The 21,063-nt window shown below is 67.0% G+C and carries 20 protein-coding genes and 2 riboswitches; of the genes, 6 read left to right on the top strand and 14 right to left on the bottom strand.

The window, feature by feature from the left end; translation table 11 throughout:
- Window positions 1–10: 10 nt before the first annotated feature.
- From AC5P76_RS08390 to AC5P76_RS08380, 3 genes are all read right to left on the bottom strand, one after another.
- Window positions 11–1,375, bottom strand: coding sequence for an MATE family efflux transporter (locus AC5P76_RS08390; protein WP_053515745.1), 1,365 nt, complete (start codon window positions 1,373–1,375; stop codon window positions 11–13).
- Window positions 1,376–1,500: 125 nt separating this feature from the next.
- On the bottom strand, window positions 1,501–2,070 hold the full coding sequence (locus tag AC5P76_RS08385; protein WP_065181583.1) for a DUF3106 domain-containing protein: 570 nt from the start codon (window positions 2,068–2,070) through the stop codon (window positions 1,501–1,503).
- On the bottom strand, window positions 2,063–3,070 hold the full coding sequence (locus AC5P76_RS08380) for a hypothetical protein (RefSeq protein ID WP_128987728.1): 1,008 nt from the start codon (window positions 3,068–3,070) through the stop codon (window positions 2,063–2,065). Before AC5P76_RS08380 ends, AC5P76_RS08385 begins: the two co-directional genes overlap by 8 nt.
- A gap of 413 nt (window positions 3,071–3,483) precedes the next feature.
- Between AC5P76_RS08380 and AC5P76_RS08375 the strand changes: the two genes are divergently transcribed.
- On the top strand, window positions 3,484–5,661 hold the full coding sequence (locus tag AC5P76_RS08375; protein ID WP_253119246.1) for a primosomal protein N': 2,178 nt from the start codon (window positions 3,484–3,486) through the stop codon (window positions 5,659–5,661).
- 59 nt (window positions 5,662–5,720) lie between these two features.
- Here AC5P76_RS08375 and AC5P76_RS08370 read toward each other — a convergent pair whose 3' ends face one another.
- Window positions 5,721–6,341, bottom strand: coding sequence for a glutathione S-transferase family protein (locus tag AC5P76_RS08370; protein ID WP_065174440.1), 621 nt, complete (start codon window positions 6,339–6,341; stop codon window positions 5,721–5,723).
- 106 nt (window positions 6,342–6,447) lie between these two features.
- Window positions 6,448–7,242: an NYN domain-containing protein gene (locus AC5P76_RS08365; RefSeq protein ID WP_253119249.1), complete on the bottom strand. Its 795-nt coding sequence runs from the start codon at window positions 7,240–7,242 to the stop codon at window positions 6,448–6,450.
- Window positions 7,243–7,361: 119 nt separating this feature from the next.
- Here AC5P76_RS08365 and AC5P76_RS08360 point away from each other — a divergent pair, with 119 nt between their 5' ends.
- A complete protein-coding gene (locus tag AC5P76_RS08360) occupies window positions 7,362–8,642 on the top strand; it encodes an NAD(P)/FAD-dependent oxidoreductase (protein WP_065174438.1) in 1,281 nt (426 codons plus the stop codon).
- 62 nt (window positions 8,643–8,704) lie between these two features.
- On the opposite strand, the gene AC5P76_RS08355 is transcribed toward AC5P76_RS08360, so the two are convergent.
- Window positions 8,705–9,115 carry a hypothetical protein gene (locus AC5P76_RS08355; protein ID WP_253119251.1) on the bottom strand — a complete coding sequence of 137 codons (411 nt, stop codon included), beginning with the start codon at window positions 9,113–9,115 and terminating at the stop codon, window positions 8,705–8,707.
- A 137-nt stretch (window positions 9,116–9,252) separates the two neighbouring features.
- A complete protein-coding gene (locus AC5P76_RS08350; RefSeq protein ID WP_253119252.1) occupies window positions 9,253–9,528 on the bottom strand; it encodes a GIY-YIG nuclease family protein in 276 nt (91 codons plus the stop codon).
- A gap of 39 nt (window positions 9,529–9,567) precedes the next feature.
- A riboswitch (glycine riboswitch) is annotated at window positions 9,568–9,657 on the top strand.
- A 13-nt stretch (window positions 9,658–9,670) separates the two neighbouring features.
- Window positions 9,671–9,776: riboswitch (glycine riboswitch) on the top strand.
- 82 nt (window positions 9,777–9,858) lie between these two features.
- Between AC5P76_RS08350 and AC5P76_RS08345 the strand changes: the two genes are divergently transcribed.
- Window positions 9,859–10,476: a trimeric intracellular cation channel family protein gene (locus AC5P76_RS08345; protein ID WP_053515730.1), complete on the top strand. Its 618-nt coding sequence runs from the start codon at window positions 9,859–9,861 to the stop codon at window positions 10,474–10,476.
- Between the two features lie 66 nt (window positions 10,477–10,542).
- Here AC5P76_RS08345 and AC5P76_RS08340 read toward each other — a convergent pair whose 3' ends face one another.
- The 3 genes from AC5P76_RS08340 to AC5P76_RS08330 form a co-directional block, all read right to left on the bottom strand.
- Window positions 10,543–11,592 carry a hypothetical protein gene (locus AC5P76_RS08340; protein WP_445394073.1) on the bottom strand — a complete coding sequence of 350 codons (1,050 nt, stop codon included), beginning with the start codon at window positions 11,590–11,592 and terminating at the stop codon, window positions 10,543–10,545.
- A 112-nt stretch (window positions 11,593–11,704) separates the two neighbouring features.
- Entirely contained in the window at window positions 11,705–12,778 is a 1,074-nt protein-coding gene (locus AC5P76_RS08335) for a 3-deoxy-7-phosphoheptulonate synthase (RefSeq protein ID WP_053515727.1), read from the bottom strand.
- 257 nt (window positions 12,779–13,035) lie between these two features.
- Entirely contained in the window at window positions 13,036–13,296 is a 261-nt protein-coding gene (locus AC5P76_RS08330; protein WP_053515725.1) for a hypothetical protein, read from the bottom strand.
- Between the two features lie 509 nt (window positions 13,297–13,805).
- Between AC5P76_RS08330 and AC5P76_RS08325 the strand changes: the two genes are divergently transcribed.
- Window positions 13,806–14,162 (top strand): hypothetical protein, encoded by a 357-nt coding sequence (locus AC5P76_RS08325; RefSeq protein ID WP_445394072.1) that lies wholly within the window; start codon window positions 13,806–13,808, stop codon window positions 14,160–14,162.
- 59 nt (window positions 14,163–14,221) lie between these two features.
- Here the strand turns inward: AC5P76_RS08325 and AC5P76_RS08320 are convergent, their stop codons facing one another.
- Window positions 14,222–14,956 (bottom strand): DNA alkylation repair protein, encoded by a 735-nt coding sequence (locus AC5P76_RS08320; protein ID WP_263175978.1) that lies wholly within the window; start codon window positions 14,954–14,956, stop codon window positions 14,222–14,224.
- Window positions 14,953–15,453, bottom strand: coding sequence for a MarR family winged helix-turn-helix transcriptional regulator (locus tag AC5P76_RS08315; protein ID WP_065181579.1), 501 nt, complete (start codon window positions 15,451–15,453; stop codon window positions 14,953–14,955). The genes AC5P76_RS08320 and AC5P76_RS08315 overlap by 4 nt, the downstream gene beginning before the upstream one ends.
- Before the next feature lie 166 nt (window positions 15,454–15,619).
- On the opposite strand from AC5P76_RS08315, the gene AC5P76_RS08310 reads away from it, so the two are divergent.
- Window positions 15,620–16,780, top strand: coding sequence for a serine hydrolase domain-containing protein (locus AC5P76_RS08310; protein WP_346475317.1), 1,161 nt, complete (start codon window positions 15,620–15,622; stop codon window positions 16,778–16,780).
- A gap of 100 nt (window positions 16,781–16,880) precedes the next feature.
- Here AC5P76_RS08310 and groL read toward each other — a convergent pair whose 3' ends face one another.
- On the bottom strand, window positions 16,881–18,530 hold the full coding sequence (gene groL, locus AC5P76_RS08305) for a chaperonin GroEL (RefSeq protein WP_053515717.1): 1,650 nt from the start codon (window positions 18,528–18,530) through the stop codon (window positions 16,881–16,883).
- Window positions 18,531–18,611: 81 nt separating this feature from the next.
- Complete coding sequence (locus AC5P76_RS08300) at window positions 18,612–18,899, bottom strand: co-chaperone GroES (RefSeq protein ID WP_006396661.1); 288 nt, start codon at window positions 18,897–18,899, stop codon at window positions 18,612–18,614.
- Between the two features lie 312 nt (window positions 18,900–19,211).
- Between AC5P76_RS08300 and AC5P76_RS08295 the strand changes: the two genes are divergently transcribed.
- Window positions 19,212–21,002: an endonuclease gene (locus AC5P76_RS08295; RefSeq protein WP_445394071.1), complete on the top strand. Its 1,791-nt coding sequence runs from the start codon at window positions 19,212–19,214 to the stop codon at window positions 21,000–21,002.
- The last annotated feature ends 61 nt before the right edge of the window (window positions 21,003–21,063 follow it).

Genomic DNA, 21,063 nt, shown 5'->3' with positions numbered 1-21,063 from the left:
GGGCGGACGGTCAGGACAGCGCGGACTGGCCGATGCGCTGGCTGCTGCGACGCAGGCGCCAGCCCATCAGGATGGCGGCGGCAGTGAGGCCGACGATCAGGCCGATCCACATGCCCTGCGGGCCCATGCCCAGCCCCAGGCCGAGCCCGGCGCCGAGCGGCATGCCCAGGCCCCAGTACGCGAACATGGCGATGAACATCGGCACGCGGGTGTCCTTCAGGCCGCGCAGAGCACCGGCCGACAGCACCTGGATGCCGTCCGGGAACTGGAAGGTGGCCGCGTACAGCAGTAGCGTGGAGGCCAGGCCGGCCACCGCCAGATCGTTGGTGTACACCCCGACGATGGCATCGTGGCCGAACAGCAGCACCAGCGCGGACAACGTCTGTGTACCCATGATGATCGCGTAGCCGGCCCAGGCTGCACGACGCACACCGAAGCCATCACCCCGCCCCACTGCATGACCCACGCGCACCGTGGTGGCCTCGGCCACGCCCATCGGGATCATGAAGCACAGCTGCGCCACGTTGATCGCGATCTGGTGGGCTGCCGCCTCGTTGGCGCCGAGGCGGCCGATCAGCAGCGCGGTGACGATGAACAACCCACCTTCCATCAGCACGGTGATGCCGATCGGCAGACCGGTGCGCAGCAGGTCCCAGATCGCCTTCCAGCGCGGCCACTCGAAGTGCGAGAACAGCTGCAGATGGGCGAATCGCCGTGTACGCCACAGATAGAGGGCGAATGCGCTTGCCTGCAACCACATCATCACCGCCGAGGCGATGCCCAGGCCCTCGGCACCCAGCTCCGGGAAGCCCAGCTTGCCGTTGGCCAGCACGTAGCCCATCGGCGCCAGCACCACCAGGCCGCCGAAGCCGATCAACATGGTCGGCAGCGTCCAGTGCATGCCCTCGCTGAGATAGCGCATGCAGAAGTACAGCGTCAGCGCCGGCCCGCCCCAGCGCACCGCATGCAGGAACGCTGTTGCGCCGGGCACGATGTCCGGCGCGATGCCGAAGGCGGGCAGCAGCGGCGGCACCACCGTGAGGAAGGTGAACATGATCAGGCCCAGGCCCAGCGCCAGCCACAACGCCTGCCGGAACAGCGGACCGATCTCGCGCTCGCGGCCGGCGCCGTGCAGCTGTGATACCGAGGCGGTCAGCGAGATCAGCGTGCCGATCGGAATCAGCATCGGCAGCCAGAGCAGGGCCGTGCCGATGGTCACGGCCGCCAGGGTTGAGGTGGCGTGATGACCGGCAATCACGTTGTCGACGAAGGAGATCAGGCCGGTGGAGACATGCCCGAGCACGAGCGGCAGGGCGAGCAGACCGGTGGCGCCGACTTCCTTGCTGAAGCGCGGCGTGGAGGTTGCGTTGGACATGGGATGCAGAACGCGAACTGCGGTTGCGCGCGAAGGGCACAGGCACCGGGTTGCGGGCCGTCATCTTACGCGCGCGGTGCGTTCATTCCCATGACATGGCGTGAACGCTGGGTTTGACCGCGCGCTTACTGGCCGGCCTGGCGCTTGAGCCAGGCGTCTCGTTCCGCAGCAGGTACGGCGAGGAACGCGCTGCGCACCGCATCGCGTTCCTGCGGCGGCGTGCGCTGGGCCACCAGCGCCAACTGCGCCAGCTGTGCCGGGCTGAGCTGGTGCAGCACGGCCAGTGCACTGTCGCGCTGCTGCGGTGGCAGGAAGCCGAACAGCCCATGCAGCTTGGGAAACTCCACGCCCAGTTGCGGCCCCAGCCGCCAGCCATCGCGGAACGCCTGGTCCTGTGCCTGGAATTGCGAGCGCAGGCGCTCCTGCTGTGCGGCCGGCAGTGCGGCGAACCGCGTGGCCGCCTGACGGATGCGTTCGCGCTCGCTTTCCGGCAGCGCGCGCCAAGCGGCGTAGTCGACGCGGCGCTGCCGCTGCTGCTGCGCGTCGAGCTGGACGAACGCGGTGGGTGCCGCCGATGGCGGGACCGCGGGCGTGGCCGCCGGCGCGGGTGGCAGTGGAACATTCAGGGTCTGGGGCGTTGCGGACAGCGACAACGGGATGGCCAGCAGCAGGCTGGTGATCACGGACTTATTCATCGGCGGCGGCGGTTTCCAGCACTGCGCTGGCCGGCTCTGGCCGGCTCGGCTTGGTCTGCGACTCGTCCACCGGCAGCGGACCACCGGCGGCCGTCCAGGCATACAGATCGGCCTCGGCCAGCAACGGATAATCGCGGTCGGCCAGCATTGCTGCGTCATCGCTGGCCGGGGCGCTGTCCGCCTGCGGCGTGGCAGCGACCGTGCTCGGCGGCAGCGCCTCGACCGTGACCGGGCCGGCCTCGGCAACCACCCCCTCCGGCAGCGGCGCATCGCTCACCAGCGACCGACCGCTCCAATGGCGCCAGCCCAGAGCGGCTGCCAGCAGTACTGCCACCGTCAGCAGCAGGATCGCCGGCCCGCGCCAGCGCGGTCGGGCATCGGGGCGCCGGCGCCGGGGGCTGGCAGCGCTCCGTTCATCGCGCTGCGGTGCCCTCCAGCTGGACGTCGGCGCCTGCGGATTGCTGCTGGTGGCAGCTGCCGGCTGCTGCAGCTGCTGCAGGCGCTGCGCCGGCAGGTCGCGGATGCGCTGCTGCACCTGTTCGGCCAGGCCGCGCCAGGCAACAGCATCCGGCTGACCCTGGGCATCACGCGGGCAGGCATCGGCCAGCAGCTGCTGGTAGCCGGCCTCATCACGATCGAGTACCCGCGTGGCGATGTTCTCATCCAGGCTGCCGCCCACCCGCAGCAGCAGGGCCAGCCGTGGCAGCGGTGCCATGCCGCCCAGTGCGGCGAGTGCCGGCGGCCACTGGCCCGGGGCCGGCTCGCGCAGTGCCTGCCGCTGCCCCAGCAGGGTCCAGAAGCGGGTCGGCCACTGTGCCATCGGCAGATCGCTGGCAACGGCCGAGAAGGCGCGCATCACCGCCACCAGGGTCTGCTCGGCGCGGGCCGGGTCGCCGCATTGCAGCTCCGCCACCACCAGGGCACGGCGCTCTACGCCACGCAGAAACGCCGACAGCGCACCGGCCGCGGTCGAGGAAACAGGGGCGGGCACAGCGGTCATCGGTCACTCCAGAGGTCTGCCGGCATGATAGCGGCAGGCCATCGGCGCCCGGCAGGACTTGCGTCCGTGGGCACTTCATGCTGCAGGTTGTGCACAGCACCACGCTGGCGCCCGGCAAAACCGCGACATCTCGCTGAATTCACTCTGTTTCAGCAATGTTTCACACATAAAGTATTGATTTTAATGCATTTTAAAGTATGGCGATTTTTTGACCAACCCAAGGGCGAGGCCGTCGCCATCGGCGTCCTGCGCAGCCGTTGACCGGTAACGCACAGTGTTATCCACAGAACGTGTGGATAAGACTGAATCTCCAATGGACACCGATATTTAGGTGACATTTATGATTCGGCGACGTCCCCCGTGTGGGCCTTCCGGGCGGCATGCGGGTGCACACGGCCCGTTACACTGCCCCGATGCTCGACCCGATTCCGACCCTGCAGGTCGCCCTGCCCGTCCCCCTGCCCCGCCTGTTCGACTATCTGTCGCCGCAGGGCGATGCCCCGGACGTGGCGGTCGGCTGCCGGGTGAAGGTGCCGTTCGGCAACCGCGAACTCATCGGCGTGGTGGCCGGCCACGGCCAGGCCGACGACGGCCAGGGCCTGCGTCAGGCGCTCGCGTGGTGCGACCCCGCGCCCCTGCTGCAGGGCGAACTGTGGCAGAGCCTGCAATGGCTGGCCCGATACACCCACGCGCCGCTGGGCGAAGTGCTGAGCACGGCCCTGCCGGGGCCGCTGCGGCACGGCGAAGCCCTGCCCGACACCCATCATTGGGGCTGGCAGCTGACCGCCGCAGGCCACGCGCAGCGCGGCACGCTGCGCGCAGGCAGCCGCCCGCGGCAGTTGGCGGAACTGCTGGCCGACGCCGTCGTGGACGAGGACGTGCTGGGGGCGCGCATGGAGGACTGGCGCAGCGCGGCGCGCAGTCTCGGCAAGCGCGCACTGGCCGAGCGCGTTGCACTGAGCGTAGCGCCACAGCACGCGCAACCGCTGCCCGGCCCGACCCTCAATCCGGACCAGGCCGAAGCCGTTGCCGCGATCAACGCCGCGGAGGGGTTCCAGCCCTTCCTGCTCGATGGGGTGACCGGCAGCGGCAAGACCGAGGTCTACCTGCAGGCGATCATCCACTGCCTGGGCCAAGGCCGGCAGGCGCTGGTGCTGGTGCCCGAAATCGGACTGACGCCGCAGACCCTGGCGCGTTTCCGCGGCCGCCTGGGCATCGCCGTGCATGCGCTGCATTCGGGATTGAACGACAACGAGCGCGCGCGCGTCTGGGCAGCCGCCTCGCGCGGCGAAGCGCGGGTGATCGTCGGCACCCGCTCGGCGGTGTTCACGCCGCTGCCGCAGGCCGGCCTGCTGATCGTGGACGAGGAACATGACGGCAGCTACAAGCAGCAGGACGGCATCCGCTACCACGCGCGCGATTTCGCCCTGGTGCGTGCCAAGGCGCTGGGGGTTCCGGCGCTGCTGGGCAGCGCGACACCGTCGCTGGAAACCCTGCACAACGCCTATGCCGGTCGTTACCTGCACCTGCGCCTGAAGCAGCGCGCCGGCGGCGCGCGGCCGCCACGCGTGCGCATCCTGGATGTGCGCAAGCGTCCCCTGCAGGACGGTCTCTCGGCCGAAGTGCTGGCCGGCATCGGCGAGCACCTGCAGCGCGGCCAGCAGGTGCTGGTGTTCAAGAACCGGCGTGGTTACGCACCGGTACTGCTGTGCCATGACTGCGGCTGGACGGCGCCGTGCCAGCGCTGTGATGCGCCGATGACCGTGCATGGCGGCGGCCGTCGCCTGCAGTGCCATCACTGCGGTGCGCGGCAACCGGCGCCACTGGCCTGCCCCGCCTGCGGCAGCCTGGCCCTGCAGCCACAGGGAATCGGCACCGAGCGGCTGGAGGAGCACCTCACCGCCGCCTTCGCCGAGTACCCGGTGGTGCGCATCGACCGTGGCACCACCGCCCGCCGCGATGCGCTGGAACAGCAGCTGGCCAAGCTGGGGGACCAGGCCGGCATCCTGGTCGGCACGCAGATCCTGGCCAAGGGCCACGATCTGCCCAGACTCACGCTGGTGGTGGTGGTCGGCATCGACGAGGGCCTGTTCTCGGCCGATTTCCGCGCCAGCGAGAAACTCGCGCAGCAGTTGATCCAGGTCGCCGGCCGCGCCGGGCGCGCCCGCGATCCGGGCGAGGTGTGGCTGCAGACCCACCATCCGGGTCATCCCCTGCTGGAGACGCTGGTCAACGGCGGCTACCACCCGTTCGCGCAGGCCGAACTGAACCAGCGGCAGGCCGCCGGCTTCCCGCCATTCGCCCATCTGGCACTGATGCGTGCCGAAGCGCAGCAGGTGGAGCACGCCAACGCGTTCCTGCTGGCTGCACGGCGATTGCTGGGCGAACAGGCGCTGGTGGAGGCGTACGGGCCGATGCCGGCACCGATGCCGCGCCGGGCCGGCTACCAGCGCACGCAGCTGCTGCTCTCATCGGCACAGCGCCCGCCTCTGCACGGCGTGCTGGCGCAGCTGGTACCGCAGCTGTATGCCTTGCCGGAAGCCCGCAAGGTGCGCTGGTCGCTGGATGTGGATCCGACGGATCTGTATTGAATGCAAGCGGAATCCGCCGGGCATGGCCCGGCGCTACCGTTCCCGCGCGCGATTCCCGCTTACGTCAGCGGTGACATCACGCCGCGCTGGTAAGCGGGTCGCTCACGCAGCCGGGCGTACCACTCGGCCAGGTGGGGCAGGTCCGGACGCTGGATCGGCAGTTCATACCAGGCGTACACCAGTGAACCCAACGGGATGTCGCCCATCGCGAATGTCGCGCCCGACAGCCACGGCTGCGTGGCCAGCGTCGCGTCGGCCATCGCCAGGTAATCGGCGGCGCGGACGATGGCAGCATTGATCCGCGATTCGTCGCGGTCTGCCGGCGCGGTGCGCATGATGCCCCAGATCAGATCGCTGTACAGCGGCGCCATCCGCGAAGTGCTCCAGTCCATCCATTTCTCGGCCTGTGCACGTTCCATCGGATCCTCGGCGTACAGAGTCCCCAGCGCGTAGCGCGCGCTCAGGTAGCGCACGATGGCGTTGGACTCCCACAGCGGCAGGCCCTGGTCCTCGATCACCGGCACCAGGCTGTTGGGGTTCATCGCCAGGTATTCCGGCGTCTGTGTGCCACCGTGGCTGCCGCCCACTTCGATGGACTCGTAGGGCAGGCCGATCTCTTCGGCACACCACAGCACCTTGCGGACGTTGCTGGAATTGCGACGGCCCCAGATCTTCAACATGCGGGTATTCCTTGCGGGCAATGCGAGCGGCAACGATACGCCTGATCGGCGTACATGTGGGCGTGCGGAATGATGCGCGGGGGCGTCGGCCGGGCATGGCCCGGCGCTACCGGTTCTTCTTCGGCAGCGCGCGCACGTAGGACGACTTGCCATCCTTCTTCAGTTCGAACAGACCGATCGCCGCCAGCAGATCACTCAGCTTTCCATAGCCATAGTTGCGCGAATCGAACGAGGCCTGGTTGGCGATCTGGCTGCCCACCGGCCCCAGGTGCGACCAGCCGTCCTCGCCTTCCGCGGCGGACACAGCGCGGCGCAGCATCTTCACCAGACGTGTATCGCTGCGCATTTCCGCGCCGCTCTTGCGCGGGCGCACTTCGTCGCCGCTGCCCGTTTCACCGATGGCCGGCTCGATGGCTCCCGGCTCTGCCGTGCCCTGTTCCACTTCCGGCACGCTGGAATGGGCCTGGCCCAGTGCTTCCAGATAGGTGAATTTGGAACAGGCATTGACGAAGGGTTCCGGCGTCTTCTTTTCGCCGAAGCCATACACCTTCACCCCGTCGGTCAACAGGCGCATCACCATTGGAGTGAAATCAGCATCGCTGGAGACGATGGCGAAGCCGTCGAGGTTGCGCGCGTACAGCAGGTCCATCGCATCGATCACCATGGCCATGTCCGAGGCGTTCTTGCCCTTGCTGTAGGCGAACTGCTGGATGGGCCGGATCGCGTACTCGTGCAGCACCGCCTCCCAGCCTTTCAGCCGTGGGCTCTTCCAGTTGCCGTAGGCACGGCGGACATTGGCCACGCCGTAGCGGGCCACCTCCGCCAGCACTTCGTCGATCTTCGATGCGGGCGCGTTGTCGGCGTCGATCAACAGGGCGATGCGCTTTTCCGGTTCGCTCATGGGCCTCTCGCTGGCGGTTGCCTGAATCCGAGTATCGCCGATCCGCGCGCACGCTGACGTGACAGGCCGCCGCCGTGCGAAGATGCCGGACGGTTCCCCATGCCCCCTGGAGTGAGTCGATGAGTCGTGAGCGCGTTCCCCATCTGGTCGTTGTCGGCGGCGGTTTTGCCGGCCTCTGGGCCACCCGTGCGCTGGCACGCGAACGCATCCGCATCACCCTGGTCGACCGCCGCAACCATCACCTGTTCCAGCCGCTGCTGTACCAGGTCGCCACTGCAGGCCTGTCAGCGCCGGACATCGCCGCACCGCTGCGCCACATCCTCGGCCACCAGCGCAACGTGGAAGTGCGGCTCGGTGAGGTCGTGGCCATCGACAGGCAGCTCCGCCAGGTGCGGCTGGCCGACGGCAGCACGCTGGACTACGACAGTCTGCTGCTGGCTACCGGCGCCACTCACGCCTACTTCGGCAACGACCAGTGGGCCGATGATGCGCCCGGCCTGAAGACCCTCGACGATGCCATTGCCCTGCGCCGCAAGCTGCTGCTGGCGTTCGAGCGCGCCGAAGCCGAACCGGACCCGGCCAGGAAGGCGGCATGGCTCAGCTTTGCCGTCGTCGGCGGCGGCCCGACCGGCGTCGAACTGGCGGGCACCCTGGCCGAGATTGCGCGCCATACGCTGCGCAATGAATTCCGCCACATCGATCCGGCCAGCGCCAAGGTGCGCCTGGTGGAAGCCGGTCCACGCGTGCTGTCCTCGTTCCCGGAAGTGCTCTCGCTGAAGGCGCGCCGGCAGCTGGAAAAGCTGGGTGTGGAAGTGCTGACCGGAACGCCGGTGAGCAACATCGACAGCCAGGGCTTCACGCTGGGTGACCAGTTCGTGCCGGCGCGCACCGTGGTGTGGGCGGCCGGCGTGGCCGCCTCGCCGCTGGCGCGCACGCTGGACGTGCCACTGGACCGTGCCGGGCGCGTGCAGGTGCAGCCGGACCTGACCCTGCCCGGGCATCCGGAACTGTTCGTGGCCGGCGATCTGGCCGCGGTGAACCAGGCCAACGGCAAGCCCGTGCCCGGCGTAGCGCCCGCCGCCAAGCAGATGGGCAAGTACGTGGCCGAGGTCATCCGTGCACGCCTGCACGGCAGGCCGGAGCCCGGTCCCTTCAAGTACGCGGACTACGGCAACCTGGCCACCATCGGCCGCATGGCCGCCATCGTGCACCTGGGGCGCCTGCAGCTGTCGGGCGTGCTGGCCTGGTGGTTCTGGCTGGCCGCGCACGTGTTCTTCCTGATCGGCTTCCGCAACCGCATCGTGGTGCTGCTGAACTGGGCGGTGGCGTATTGGAGCTACCAGCGCAGCGCACGCATCATCTTCGGCGATGACCAGGATGACCGCCGGCCGAAACGGTAGCGCAGGTCTGCAACGGGGTCAGATCCCTTTCCTGTGGGGATCTGACCCCACATGGTGTGAACCTACTGCTGCATCAGGCCCATTTCGTCAGCACTCACCTGCATATACATGAACGCAGCGGCCTCGTCGGACATTGACTGCCCCGGCGGAAGGCTGTCGAGCCACGCGGTGATACGCGCATGACGGTCTTTCAATGCATCGCCCATCGCTTGCTTCTCCGCGTCAGTGGCACGTTCCTGCATCTCGCTGCGCAGCAGGTCATCGCCGATGCCCCATTTTTCGGCGAGCGGAATCAGATCGACCAGTTCGGCCGGCACCAGATCGCGGCGTAAACGGGGCGTATTCGGCGCGGTCAGGCCACGCTGCGAGGCCAGCTCGGCGGCGGTACCGATCTGCCCGTGCTGAAGCGGCGACGGCGGTGCCGGTGTCTGCGTGCAGGCCTGCAGGGCCAAGCAGAGGGTCAACAGCAGCATCCAACGGACCTTCATCGGATCGATCCCTGTGTCGATGGTCGCAGCGATAATCGCATGGTCAGAGTTCCTGTCGTCGCATGTTGTGAATGTCCTGAACCTAGTGATGGCGGAGGGCCGGAGCCGAGCACGGCCCGTCTCTAAAGAATTCCCTCGGTCGGCGCCTGCAACCACGCCAGCTTGCGCTCGCGCGGTAGCTGTTTGAGCTGCCACTCGGCGCGCGAAGCCGCGGAGCGGTCCGGGTACTCGCGCACGGCCAGGATGCGCAGCGGCGGGCGGGCCCGGGTGTAGCGCGCCCCCGTACCGGCGCGATGGGCGGCGAAACGCGCGTCCACGTCGGTGCTGATGCCAGCGTAGTAGCTGCCATCGCGGCATTCGAGCAGGTACAGGAACCACGGGCGGTGGGACGGGGCCATGCCGGGATTATGCCGTGCTGCACCGCAGCGGATATACTGCCCGCGAATGCAGGAGAGAGGCGCCGCGCTGGCGCCCGCCGAAGGCGCAGGCTCCCATGATCGCTCAGGCCGGTGGGCTGGAATCCCACCAACCATGCATTCGACTCGCCGAGCTGGAGAGAGGTCACCGGGCATGCCCGGTACGATCCGCCGAAGGGGCACGCGGCCTACGCCGCTGAACTCTCAGGCAAAAGGACAGCGGGAGCGGCACCGGTCATCGTCATCCCGTCATTGCGCAGGCAATGACGGCGTCCGCGCATGGCCGGCCCCACCGCGTCCGGAGCCTGTTCCATGTTGCTGTCCATCATCTACCTGATCGCCATTTCCGCCGAAGCCATGACCGGCGCACTGTCCGCGGGACGCCGCCGCATGGATCTGTTCGGCGTGGTCATGATCGCCTGCGTTACCGCGCTCGGCGGTGGTTCATTGCGCGACATCCTGCTTGGCCACTATCCGCTGGGCTGGGTCAAACATCCCGAGTACCTCGGCTTCACCGTGTGCGCGGCGCTGATCGCCACCTGGGTCGCACGCTGGATGCACCACTTCCGCCGCACCTTCCTGGTGCTCGACGGCCTGGGCCTGATCGCCTTCACCCTGATCGGTTGCTCGATCGCACGCGAGGCCGGTCATGCCACACCGATCGTGCTGATCGCCGGCATGCTGACCGGTGCGTTCGGCGGCGTGCTGCGCGACATTCTGTGCAACGAAGTGCCCCTGATCTTCCAGAAGGAGCTGTACGCGATCATCGCGCTGCTGACCGGCGCCGCCTATCTGCTGCTGCTGCACTGGAACGTGTCCGATGCCACGGCCATCCTGTGCTGCCTGGCGGGCGGCTTCGCCCTGCGCCTGCTGGCCATCCACTACCGCTGGGAAATGCCGAAGTTCGTGTATCACGACGAAGTGCATTGAACGATGGCGTGTTCGCCGGGCATGGCCCGGCGCTACAGAAGAGCGGTATCCACGCATAGCGTGGATCTAGAGCCTGAACTTCATAGGGCTGCCCCCCGCGCGTATCCGCTCTGGATAGTCATCCGACGGATACAGTGGGGGTTCGCATCCCCAACCGCTGTCGGAATCGTGGGCTTCCAGCAACGCAGGATCGATCCATTCGCACAAGTAGTCGCTATCAGATCGTCTTTCGAAGCCTGGACAGTTCACTTTGCCCTCCACTTCAATGGAGTTGTGGGTGCTGCCGAGGTAGCTAGCGCTCAGGTGCCCCGCCACTTGGGTGTAAGTCCCCGTCTCGAGGAAAGTCTGAACAGTCAGATCGCCACCTACGGCCAAAATCCCATCATTTAGTGAGCACGCGTGGAGATGCTCACACATAAGATCGTCGCGTACGAAGACCCAACCACCACAGTCAAGATTGCGGGCGCTGAGACTGCCCAGGACGATCACACACCGGGTCTCGCCCAGATCATTGAGCGCCAGCGTGCCTTCTACGCTCAGATCTCCGTCGACGATCACGCAATCCGTTTCCCAGTCTGAGCGCCAGTCGCCAACGAGGGACGCCGCAGGCACCATCTTGTACGAAGAGGGGGACTCACGATCATCGCTCGGTTGGTCGGCAGAGGCCGCGATCATCGCCCTGGCCTTCAACGTCGTACGCAGAAGTGCCTGGTCTCCTTCGTTGCGGTAAAGCTCGATTCTTTCATCAAGCTCCGCCAGCAGACTTGCCGTCGTCGCGGGAGACGAGGGTTCAAACCAGTCCTCGATGACGGAGATCGCATCATCGGCAATCGGGCCGCCCTTCAAGCGAACGAGGGCCGCTGCGGCCTCTCCGGAAACTGATCGGCATTCTGGCCCCAGCGGGCTGTCGTCGGGGAAAACGTACATCGGCGGGGTCCAGCCAGGCGAGGCCCCGATCTTCGGCCCAAGCCGCAAGCAGGTTCCATGCAATTCTTCCGAAATCGTGCCGTGGCCTGCCCCTATCCACGCATGGCGTGGATCTACCGCGTCAACCGCATCGTGAATGGTCGTCGGGGTTCGCACCACCCCGGCGATGGACCTGGCGCTGTCGTTCATGCGCAGCGCCAGGCGCATCGCCGGTGCGGACGGGCCGGTCTCCAACTCCGACCGGCCCTGATCGCGGCCGCACCCCCGCAGGCGCAGGCCGCCATCCACACACATGCCGCGCTCAGGCGGCTTCTGACACCGTCACTTCGCGACGGGCGCGCACGGCCGCAGCCAGTCGCTCCAGCACCGTCACGGTGGTGTCCCAGTCGATGCAGCCATCGGTGATGCTCTGCCCGTAGACCAGCGGCTGGCCTTCCACCAGTTCCTGCCGGCCTCCCACCAGATGGCTCTCGATCATCACGCCCACGATGCGCTGTTCGCCGTCCTCCAGCTGAACGGCGATGTCTTCGATCACCTTCGGCTGGTTTTCCGGGTTTTTCAGGCTGTTGGCATGGCTGGCATCGATCATCAGCCGCGTCGGCAGCCGGGCCTTGGCCAGTGCCTGGCAGGCGTCGGCCACGCTGGCCGCGTCGTAGTTCGGCTGCTTGCCGCCGCGCAGGATCACATGGCAATCCGGGTTGCCGGTGGTCGAAACGATGGCGGTGCCGCCCTGCTTGGTCACCGACAGGAAGTGATGCGGGTTGGAGGCCGCGCCGACCGCATCGGCCGCGATCTTGACGTTGCCATCGGTGCCGTTCTTGAAGCCCACCGGGCACGACAGGCCGGAGGCCAGTTCGCGGTGCACCTGGCTTTCGGTGGTGCGTGCGCCGATCGCGCCCCATGCCACCAGGTCGGCGATGTACTGCGGCGAGATCACGTCAAGGAATTCAACGCCGGCCGGCAGGCCCAGCTTGTTGATGTCGCGCAGCAGGCCGCGGGCAATGCGCAGGCCCTTGTCGATCCGGAAGCTGCCGTCCAAGTCCGGGTCATTGATCAGGCCCTTCCAGCCCACCGTGGTGCGCGGCTTCTCGAAGTACACGCGCATGACGATCTCGAGCTCGCCGGCCAGCGCGTCGCGCAGCGGCTTCAGGCGTTGTGCGTACTCGATGGCCGCATTCGGATCGTGGATCGAACACGGGCCGACCACGACCGCCAGGCGATCGTCGCGGCCATGCAGGATCTGGTGCAGGGCCGCGCGCGAAGCACTGACGGTGTCGGAGGCTTCATCGTCACACGGCAGCATCGCCAGCAGCTGGGCAGGCGGTGTGAGCGGTTCGATGGTGCGGATGCGCAGGTCGTCGGTATGGGGGGGCATGGGGGAGGTCTCCGGTACGTAGGGGGTCCCCAGCGAGGCGGCATGAAAAAAGCCGCCAGGTTCGCTGGCGGCTTTCGGGAATGCGTCTGAAGCTTTCTTCAGGGTGAGCGCAGTCCTTCCTCCGCCAGTGGCTTCGGAAAGTAATACCAGTAAAAGCGGGTAGCGGCTGCGTTCATGGGGTGTATTGATAGCACAGCTTCTGCGCAGCACAAAATGTTTCATCCGCAACTGGGGAAGCGGTTCAGCAGCACGGCGATCTAGCGACTGCCATGCACTTCCACGTCCAGCAGCAGGCCCTCGTGGATATCGGCCCAGCGCTCCAGCACCTGATCCAGCTCCCGCCTCGCCTCCTCCAACTGCTCGGGGTTCAGCAGGGACCGCGCCGTGTAGAGATCGGAGACCAGCCGCCGCAGGGTCGATTCCGGTATCGCCACCGAGGGCCCGTCCACATCCGGCAACTGCAACGCCGGGGTGTCGCCGGGAGGGCCGAACAGCGTGACCTGGAGCGTGCTCTGCATGATCGACTTCCCTGCGGGTGGACGTGGGCAATGCACTGTTTACCGCGTCCGGATGACCGGCGCATGTGCCGATGTGCGGATCGATGGTGTCGCGACTGGACCGATGGTGCCACCGCGTTGAGATCTTCCTTCCAGGCTTCTCACCCTCCGGCCGGGAGGGGCCTGCAGGCGCTCAATGCGCGGTTATACGGGCAACGGCATATGCGATACTTCCTCCGTCTCCATGACGTGTCGCGTACTGCCTTGGCATCCCACGCGGACATGTGCTCAAGATGGTTTGCCACCGGAAAAGGGTGGCCGGGTCGGCAAAGCCCGTGTGTCACTGAAGTTCGCGTTTGTCAGCCGGCGTCGCCTTGGGCGGCGCCGGCTGGCAATCCGTCCGCGTTCCATGGCGGGCGGTGCGGGGGGGCGCTTGCGCCCGCCGGATCAGTGACCCGGTCTTTGCCGCCACGTACCGTCCGCCACCTCTTCCGGTGGCGGTGTCGTCTGTCCTGTACGGAGCACACGCCATGAACACACCACACGTTCCCTTCCCGGGTGCCCACCCCGATCCGGCCAATGCCGATCAGGCGCCGATCGATCCCAACAGTCTGGTCGCCAATCTGCAACGCATCGGCAGCGGTGCGGCCGCCGATGGCCAACCCTGGCCCGAACGCCATCCAGCGAACGGCCGGCGCATGATGCTGGCCGATGCCGATGGCGCACTGGCCGGCCTGCGCATCGTGCAGGAGGTGCTGCTGGCCGCCGAACGCTGCCGCCAGAATGCCGCGCCCGAACATCACGTGAGCGACCGGGTGATGGAAGGGTTGATGCTGGCATCCCTGGGGCTGGCCACGCATGCGGCCGAACGCCTGCAGCCCCACTAGCCGCGTCCGCGCAATGTGACCGGGCCCGATGGCCCGGTCATGGGCCGGCACCCGCCGGATCACAGTGAACGCAGTGCGCGCCTGCGGATGTAGGCGTTGGCAGGGCTGTCGCGCTCGCGTTGCCAGCGTGTGCACAGGTCACGCAGCCACTGCGGCTGGGTCTTCCCGGCATCGTTGAGCCAGTTGCCGACGGAATCCTGCACATAGCGTTCGGGATCATCAGCCAGTGCCTCCAGCAGCGAATGCGCGTGTTCGGGATGCTGCTTGAAAAGAGCGATGTGCGCCGCCCAGACGCCACGGGGACGCAGTGCTTCACAGGCAAACCGGCGCAGATGGGCGGACGGTTCCTGCGTCCACGGCTGCAGGCATTCAAGCGCCAGCAGTGGCCCGGCAACGATGTCGGTGCGCAGCGCCAGCCACGCCCATTCGCGCACGCCGAAATGCGGATCATCGGCCAACGGGCGCATCTTCTCCAGCTTCACCGGCAGGGAGGCGGTGGCATCGCCACCGATCAGGTAGCAGGCCCAGCCGCGCACGGTGTCGGATGCATGCGACTGCCATTGTGCAGGATCACCCTGCCTGGCCTCACGCAACAGCGTTGCCGCCAGAACCATGCGCTGGGTAATGCCTTTGCTGGCGGCATCGCGCATGCATTGAATGGCAGTCTCCGGCAGCACCGCAACGGTCTGCAGCAACACCGCGAAATCGACGGCCAGACATTCCGCCAGATGCGTGCTGGCGGCTGTCCCGGTATCCAGTTGATGCTTTCGCGCCGGGCTGATCGCTGCGCTCACTGCGGGTCCTTCCGTCCGCCGCCGGTGTGCTGCCACACCTTGGCCAGCAGCTGTGAGAGCTGCACCTGCTCGGCAGTGTCCAGGCCGTTGAACAGGCCCGCGATCCACTGCGTGTGCTGATTGAAGAGGTCTTCGGCCAAGCGCTTGCCCTGCACGGTCAGCACGATCTGGAGGCGACGGCCATCGTCCGCATCGCTGCGCCGCTGCAGCAACCCTTCGCGCTGCAGGCCATCGAGCAGGCCGCTGATGGTGGCGCGGGTCACGCCTGCACGTTCGGCCAGCGCATGCGGCGACAGTGTGCCGCCGGCACCGTGCAGCAGGAACAGCACGATGAAGCGGCCTTCACTGAGCCCGTGCGGTGCCAGCCGGCTGGCGCAGTCGCGATCGATCGCCGAGGACAGCGACAGCAGCTGGAAGCACAGATGCAGCAGGGCGACATTGGCGTGGCCACGTCGCCGGGCCTCGTCCAGAAGGGCGCCATGTTTTGCCTCAAGCACAGTGATTTCCAATATGTTTAGGCGCCTAATCATATTCATGACGGGATGGAACGCAACACCTACGGGGCCTGCCGCCGGGCCCGGCCGGGCGCACTCCTCGCGCAGGGGGCTGCAAGCAGCCGAAGCTGCGGTAGCATCGCGCCACGTCCCGCCAGGAGTTCCACGCATGCGCCGTGCCGTCCTGCTGTTGCTGACGCTGTTCCCCGCCGCCGTAATGGCCGCTCCCCCTCCCGTGCCCTCCCCGGCCCGGATCGATGCCGAAGCCAAGCGCCTGATGCAGGTGGCTCACGCCCGCGGGATGGCAGTGGCCGTCGTCGACGGTGGCAAGGTCGTGCACGTCGCCGCCTATGGCGAGCGCAACGCTGCCGGCGAACCGCTGCAGACCGACACGGTGATGTATGCGGCATCGCTGACCAAGATGGCCTTCGGCCACCTGATCGCGCAGCTTGCACAGGACAAGGTGATCGATCTGGATGCCAGCATCGCCAGCGCGCTGGACAGACCGCTACCGGACTATCCGGCCGAGCCGAAGAAGTACGCCGATTACACCGTGCTGGCCGGCGACGAACGTTGGCGCCGGCTGACCCCGCGCCTGCTGCTCAACCATGCCAGCGGCTTTGCCAACTTTGCATTCCTGGAGCCGGACGGAAAACTGAAATTCCACTTCGATCCGGGCAGCCGCTATGGCTATTCCGGCGAAGGCCTGATCCTGCTGCAGTTCGTGCTGGAGCGCGGGCTGGGCCAGGACGTGGGTACGCTCATGCAGCAGCGCGTATTCGACCGCTTCGGCATGCCCCGCACCAGCATGATGTGGCGCGAGGATTTCGCCACGAATCTGGCCGACGGCTGGACCGCCGAAGGCACGACGGAACCGCACGATGAACGCAGCCGCGTGCGTGCCGCCGGTTCGATGGACACGACCATCGCCGACATGGGCAATTTCGCGGCCGGCTATGTCAGTGGCCAGGGGCTGTCGGCATCGATGCGCCGGGAGCTGGTGCGGCCGCAGCTGCCGATCACCACCGCCAGCCAGTTCCCGACGCTGCAGCCGGAACTGCCGGTGGCGCAGCGGCGCAGAAACCTGGCTGCGGGACTGGGCGTGGTGACATTCACCGGTCCACAGGGCGCAGGCTTCTACAAGGGCGGACATGACGATGCGGTGGGCAACACGCTGGTGTGCGTCGAACAAGGCCAACGCTGCGTGGTGATCCTGGGCAACGATGTGCGCGCCGAAGCGGCCTTTCCGGCACTGGTGCGCTTCGTGCTGGGCGAGACGGGGGTGCCGTGGGATTGGGAATACGGCGCCACGAAGGCATTCGTGCGCTGACAGGTGGACCACGGTCCACGTCCAGCAGAGGGGGCGGAACGCCCACAAAAAAAACCCCGCCTTGCGGCGGGGTTTTTCACTTCATCGGGAACAGCGGACCTTAGAAGTCCATGCCGCCCATGCCACCCATGCCGCCCATGCCACCGGCGCCGCCCAGGGCCGGCTCGTCCTTCTTCGGAGCTTCGGCAACCATGGCTTCGGTGGTGATCATCAGGCCAGCGATCGAGGCCGCGTTCTGCAGCGCCGAACGGGTCACCTTGGTCGGGTCCAGGATGCCGAACTGCAGCATGTCGCCGAACTCACCGGTGGCGGCGTTGTAGCCGAAGCTGCCGCTGCCTTCCTTGACCTTGTTGACGATGACGGACGGCTCTTCGCCGGCGTTGGCGACGATCTCGCGCAGCGGGGCTTCCATCGCGCGCAGGGCGATCTGGATGCCGTGGTTCTGGTCTTCGTTGGCGCCCTTCAGGCCGGCCAACGCGGTGACCGCACGGACCAGTGCAACGCCGCCGCCCGGAACCACGCCTTCTTCAACGGCTGCACGGGTAGCGTGCAGGGCGTCGTCGACGCGATCCTTCTTTTCCTTCATTTCGATTTCGGTGGACGCACCCACCTTGATCACGGCAACGCCGCCAGCCAGCTTGGCCACGCGTTCCTGCAGCTTCTCGCGGTCGTAATCCGAGGAGGTGTCCTGGATCTGGGTCTTGATCTGCGCAACGCGCGATTCGACCGCAGCCTTGTCGCCCACGCCGTCGATGATGGTGGTGTTCTCCTTGGAGACCTGCACCTTCTTGGCGCGGCCCAGGTCCTTGATGGTGGCCTTCTCCAGCGACAGGCCCACTTCTTCGGAGATCACGGTGCCGCCGGTCAGCACGGCCATGTCTTCCAGCATCGCCTTGCGACGATCGCCGAAGCCCGGGGCCTTCACGGCCACGACCTTGACGATGCCACGGATCGTGTTGACCACCAGGGTCGCCAGCGCTTCGCCTTCGACTTCCTCGGCCACGATCAGCAGCGGCTTGCCGGCCTTGGCGACGCCTTCCAGCACCGGCAGCAGGTCACGGACGTTGGAGATCTTCTTGTCGTGCAGCAGGATGAACGGGTCATCCAGGTCAGCGGTCTGCGACTGCTGGTTGTTGATGAAGTACGGGGACAGGTAGCCGCGGTCGAACTGCATGCCCTTGACCACGTCCAGCTCGTTGTCCAGGCCCGAGCCTTCTTCAACGGTGATCACGCCTTCCTTGCCGACTTCCTTCATCGCGTCAGCGATGATCTGGCCGATCGACTCGTCCGAGTTGGCCGAGATGGTGCCGACCTGGGCGATCGCCTTGTCGTCAGCGGTCGGCTTGGAGATGTTCTTCAGCTCGGTGACGGCAGCCACGACGGCCTTGTCGATACCGCGCTTGAGGTCCATCGGGTTCATGCCGGCAGCAACGGCCTTGGCGCCTTCGCGGATCAGGGCCTGGGCCAGCACGGTGGCGGTGGTGGTGCCGTCGCCGGCGTCGTCGTTGGTGCGCGAAGCAACTTCCTTCACCATCTGCGCGCCCATGTTCTCGAACTTGTCAGCCAGTTCGATTTCCTTGGCGACGGAGACGCCGTCCTTGGTGATGGTCGGGGCGCCGAAGCTCTTCTCGAGCACGACATTGCGGCCCTTCGGGCCGAGGGTGGCCTTGACGGCATTGGCGAGAACGTTGACGCCGCGCACCATGCGCGAACGGGCGTCTTCACCGAAACGGATATCCTTGGCAGCCATTGCAATTACCTCATTGGTCGCGCCGGGCCGTGCCCGGCGGCTGGGATGTGGGGATCAGGTTGAAACAGGTCGCGGCGGGGCTCAGCCGATGACGGCGAGCACGTCGTCTTCGCGCAGGACCTTGTACTCGACGCCTTCGCTCTTGTACGAGCTGCCGGCGTACTGGCCGTAGATGACCTTGTCACCGACCTTCAGCGACGGCGCGCGCACGCTGCCGTTGTCCAGCGGCTTGCCGGGGCCGACGGCCACGACTTCACCCTTGGTGGACTTTTCCTTGGCCGAGTCGGGGATGACGATGCCACCGGCGGAGATTTCGTCGGCTTCGATCGGCTTGACCACAACGCGGTCGTGCAGCGGCTTGATGCTCATAGGAGACCTCTTAAGTGATTGATTGGTCTAAAAAAGTCCGGCGATGTTAGCACTCGCACCAGGCGAGTGCCAGAACCGCACGTGAAGAAACCCGACAAGGTCGGGAGCACGGCAGAGATGGAGCCCCCCGGGAGGCTTTCAAGGGGCATAGCGAAAAAAGTTTCCGCGCCGGACGCTGCGGCAGTGCGGTGGGGCGGCCCCGAATTAGGTGACCAACGTCGCACTGTCAGATATCTGACGTTCATTTACGACAAAGTGTCACTGGATCGGCCTTAGGCTCGGCCGCGCATTCCCAATCACAAGGAGTCGTCGATGCGATTGCTGTCCCCGCTCGCCACCGCCTGCGTGCTGGCCCTGGCCACCGCGCCGGCCCAGGCCGAGGTCTTCATCAACGAACTGCATTACGACGACAGCACCGCAGCCGGTGACGTCGGCGAGGCGATCGAGGTCGTGGCCACCGCCGGCGAGGATCTGTCCGGCTATCGGCTGTATCTCTATAACGGCAGCACGCCGTCGGCCGCTTCGGTGTACGCCAACACGGCCGTCCCTGCCGGCAGCGCGGCCGGGTGCGGCAGCGCCACCCTGGCCGTGGTCAGCTATCCGACCAACGGCATCCAGAACGGTCCCAACGACGGCATCGCGCTGGTCGACGCCAGCGGCAAGGTGGTCCAGTTCCTCAGCTATGAGGGCACGATCACTGCCTCCGGCGGTCCTGCCGCAGGCATGACCAGCCAGAACATTCCGGTGGCCGAGACCAACAGCACGGCCCCTGGCACCTCACTGCAGCTGACGGGCAGCGGCAGCCAGTACGCCCACTTCACCTGGGCCGAATCGGCGACGCACACCTTCGGCAGCTGCAACAACGGCCAGACCTTCAGCGGTGGGGGTACGCCCGGTCCCAATACGCCGCCATCGGTGTCCACCACCACCCCCGCCCAGGGCAGCAGCACGTTCCCGGCCGCGGCCGATCTGGAAGTGGTGTTCAGCGAGACGGTGAACCTGGCCAGCGGCGCCTTCGCGCTGAGCTGCGGCGCCTCCGGCAGCGTACCGCTGACCCACCCGGCCAGCGGCAGGAGCGTGAAGCTGTCCACCAACACCGCGCTGGTGGCCGGTGAGGCCTGCCGCTTCGACATCCGCGCCGCGCGCATCACCGACCTGCAGGGCGCGCATCCGGCTGCCGACAGCCGCATCGCCTTCACCGTGGCCAGCGCCACGGGCAACCCCGATCCGGGCAATCCCGGCGTACCGGCGGGCTACTACTCCAGGGTCAACACCTCCAGCCCGAGCCAGCTGCGCTGCTCGCTGCACGCGACCATCAAGGGCCACACCGCCTATCCGTACAGCGGGTCGGGCACCAGCACCTGGACCATCCTGGAGATCGCCGACGAGGATCCGAACAATCCCAACCGCATCCTCGATGCCTATCGCAACCGCAGCTACGCCAAGGTCAGCGATCGCGCTGGCACGGGCAGCGGCCTGACCTACAACCGCGAGCACACCTGGCCGAACTCGCTGGGCTTTGCCAGCACCACCGGCGACAAGGGCCTGCCCTACGCGCCCTACACCGACACCCACATGCTGTACCTGACCGATGCGCAGTGGAATGCCGACCGCGGCAACAAGCCGTTCGGCAAGTGCGATGCCAACTGTGGCGAGCGCGCCACCGAGGCCAACAACGGCCATGGCGGCGGCAGCGGCGGCTACCCGGGCAATTCCAACTGGGTGCGCACGCCGGACGGCAACACCGGCACCTTCGAGGTGTGGGGCCATCGCAAGGGCGACATGGCGCGCGCGGTGATGTACATGGCGATCCGCTACGAGGGCGGCAAGGATGCAGCCACCGGCCAGTCCGAGCCGGACCTGGAGCTGACCGACGACCGCAGCCGGATCGTCAGGACCAGCAGTTCGCCGGCCTACATGGGCCTGCTCTCGACCCTGATCGACTGGCATCTGTCCGATCCGCCGGACGACGCCGAGCGCGCGCGCAACGACGTGATCTACAGCTTCCAGGGCAACCGCAACCCGTTCATCGACCACCCCGAGTGGGCGACGCCGGCGTTGTTCACCTCGGCCAAGCCGGCGACCTGCCAGCTGGCCAACTGACCGCGCAACGCAGCGGTCCATCGCCGCCGCCGGACCTTGATCCGGCGGCGGCCCTATACTC

Source organism: Stenotrophomonas sp. YJH_SMC_36 (genome assembly GCF_059369935.1).
The sequence above is the reverse complement of the archived record's forward strand: the minus strand, read 5'-3'. Positions and strand labels throughout refer to the sequence as shown.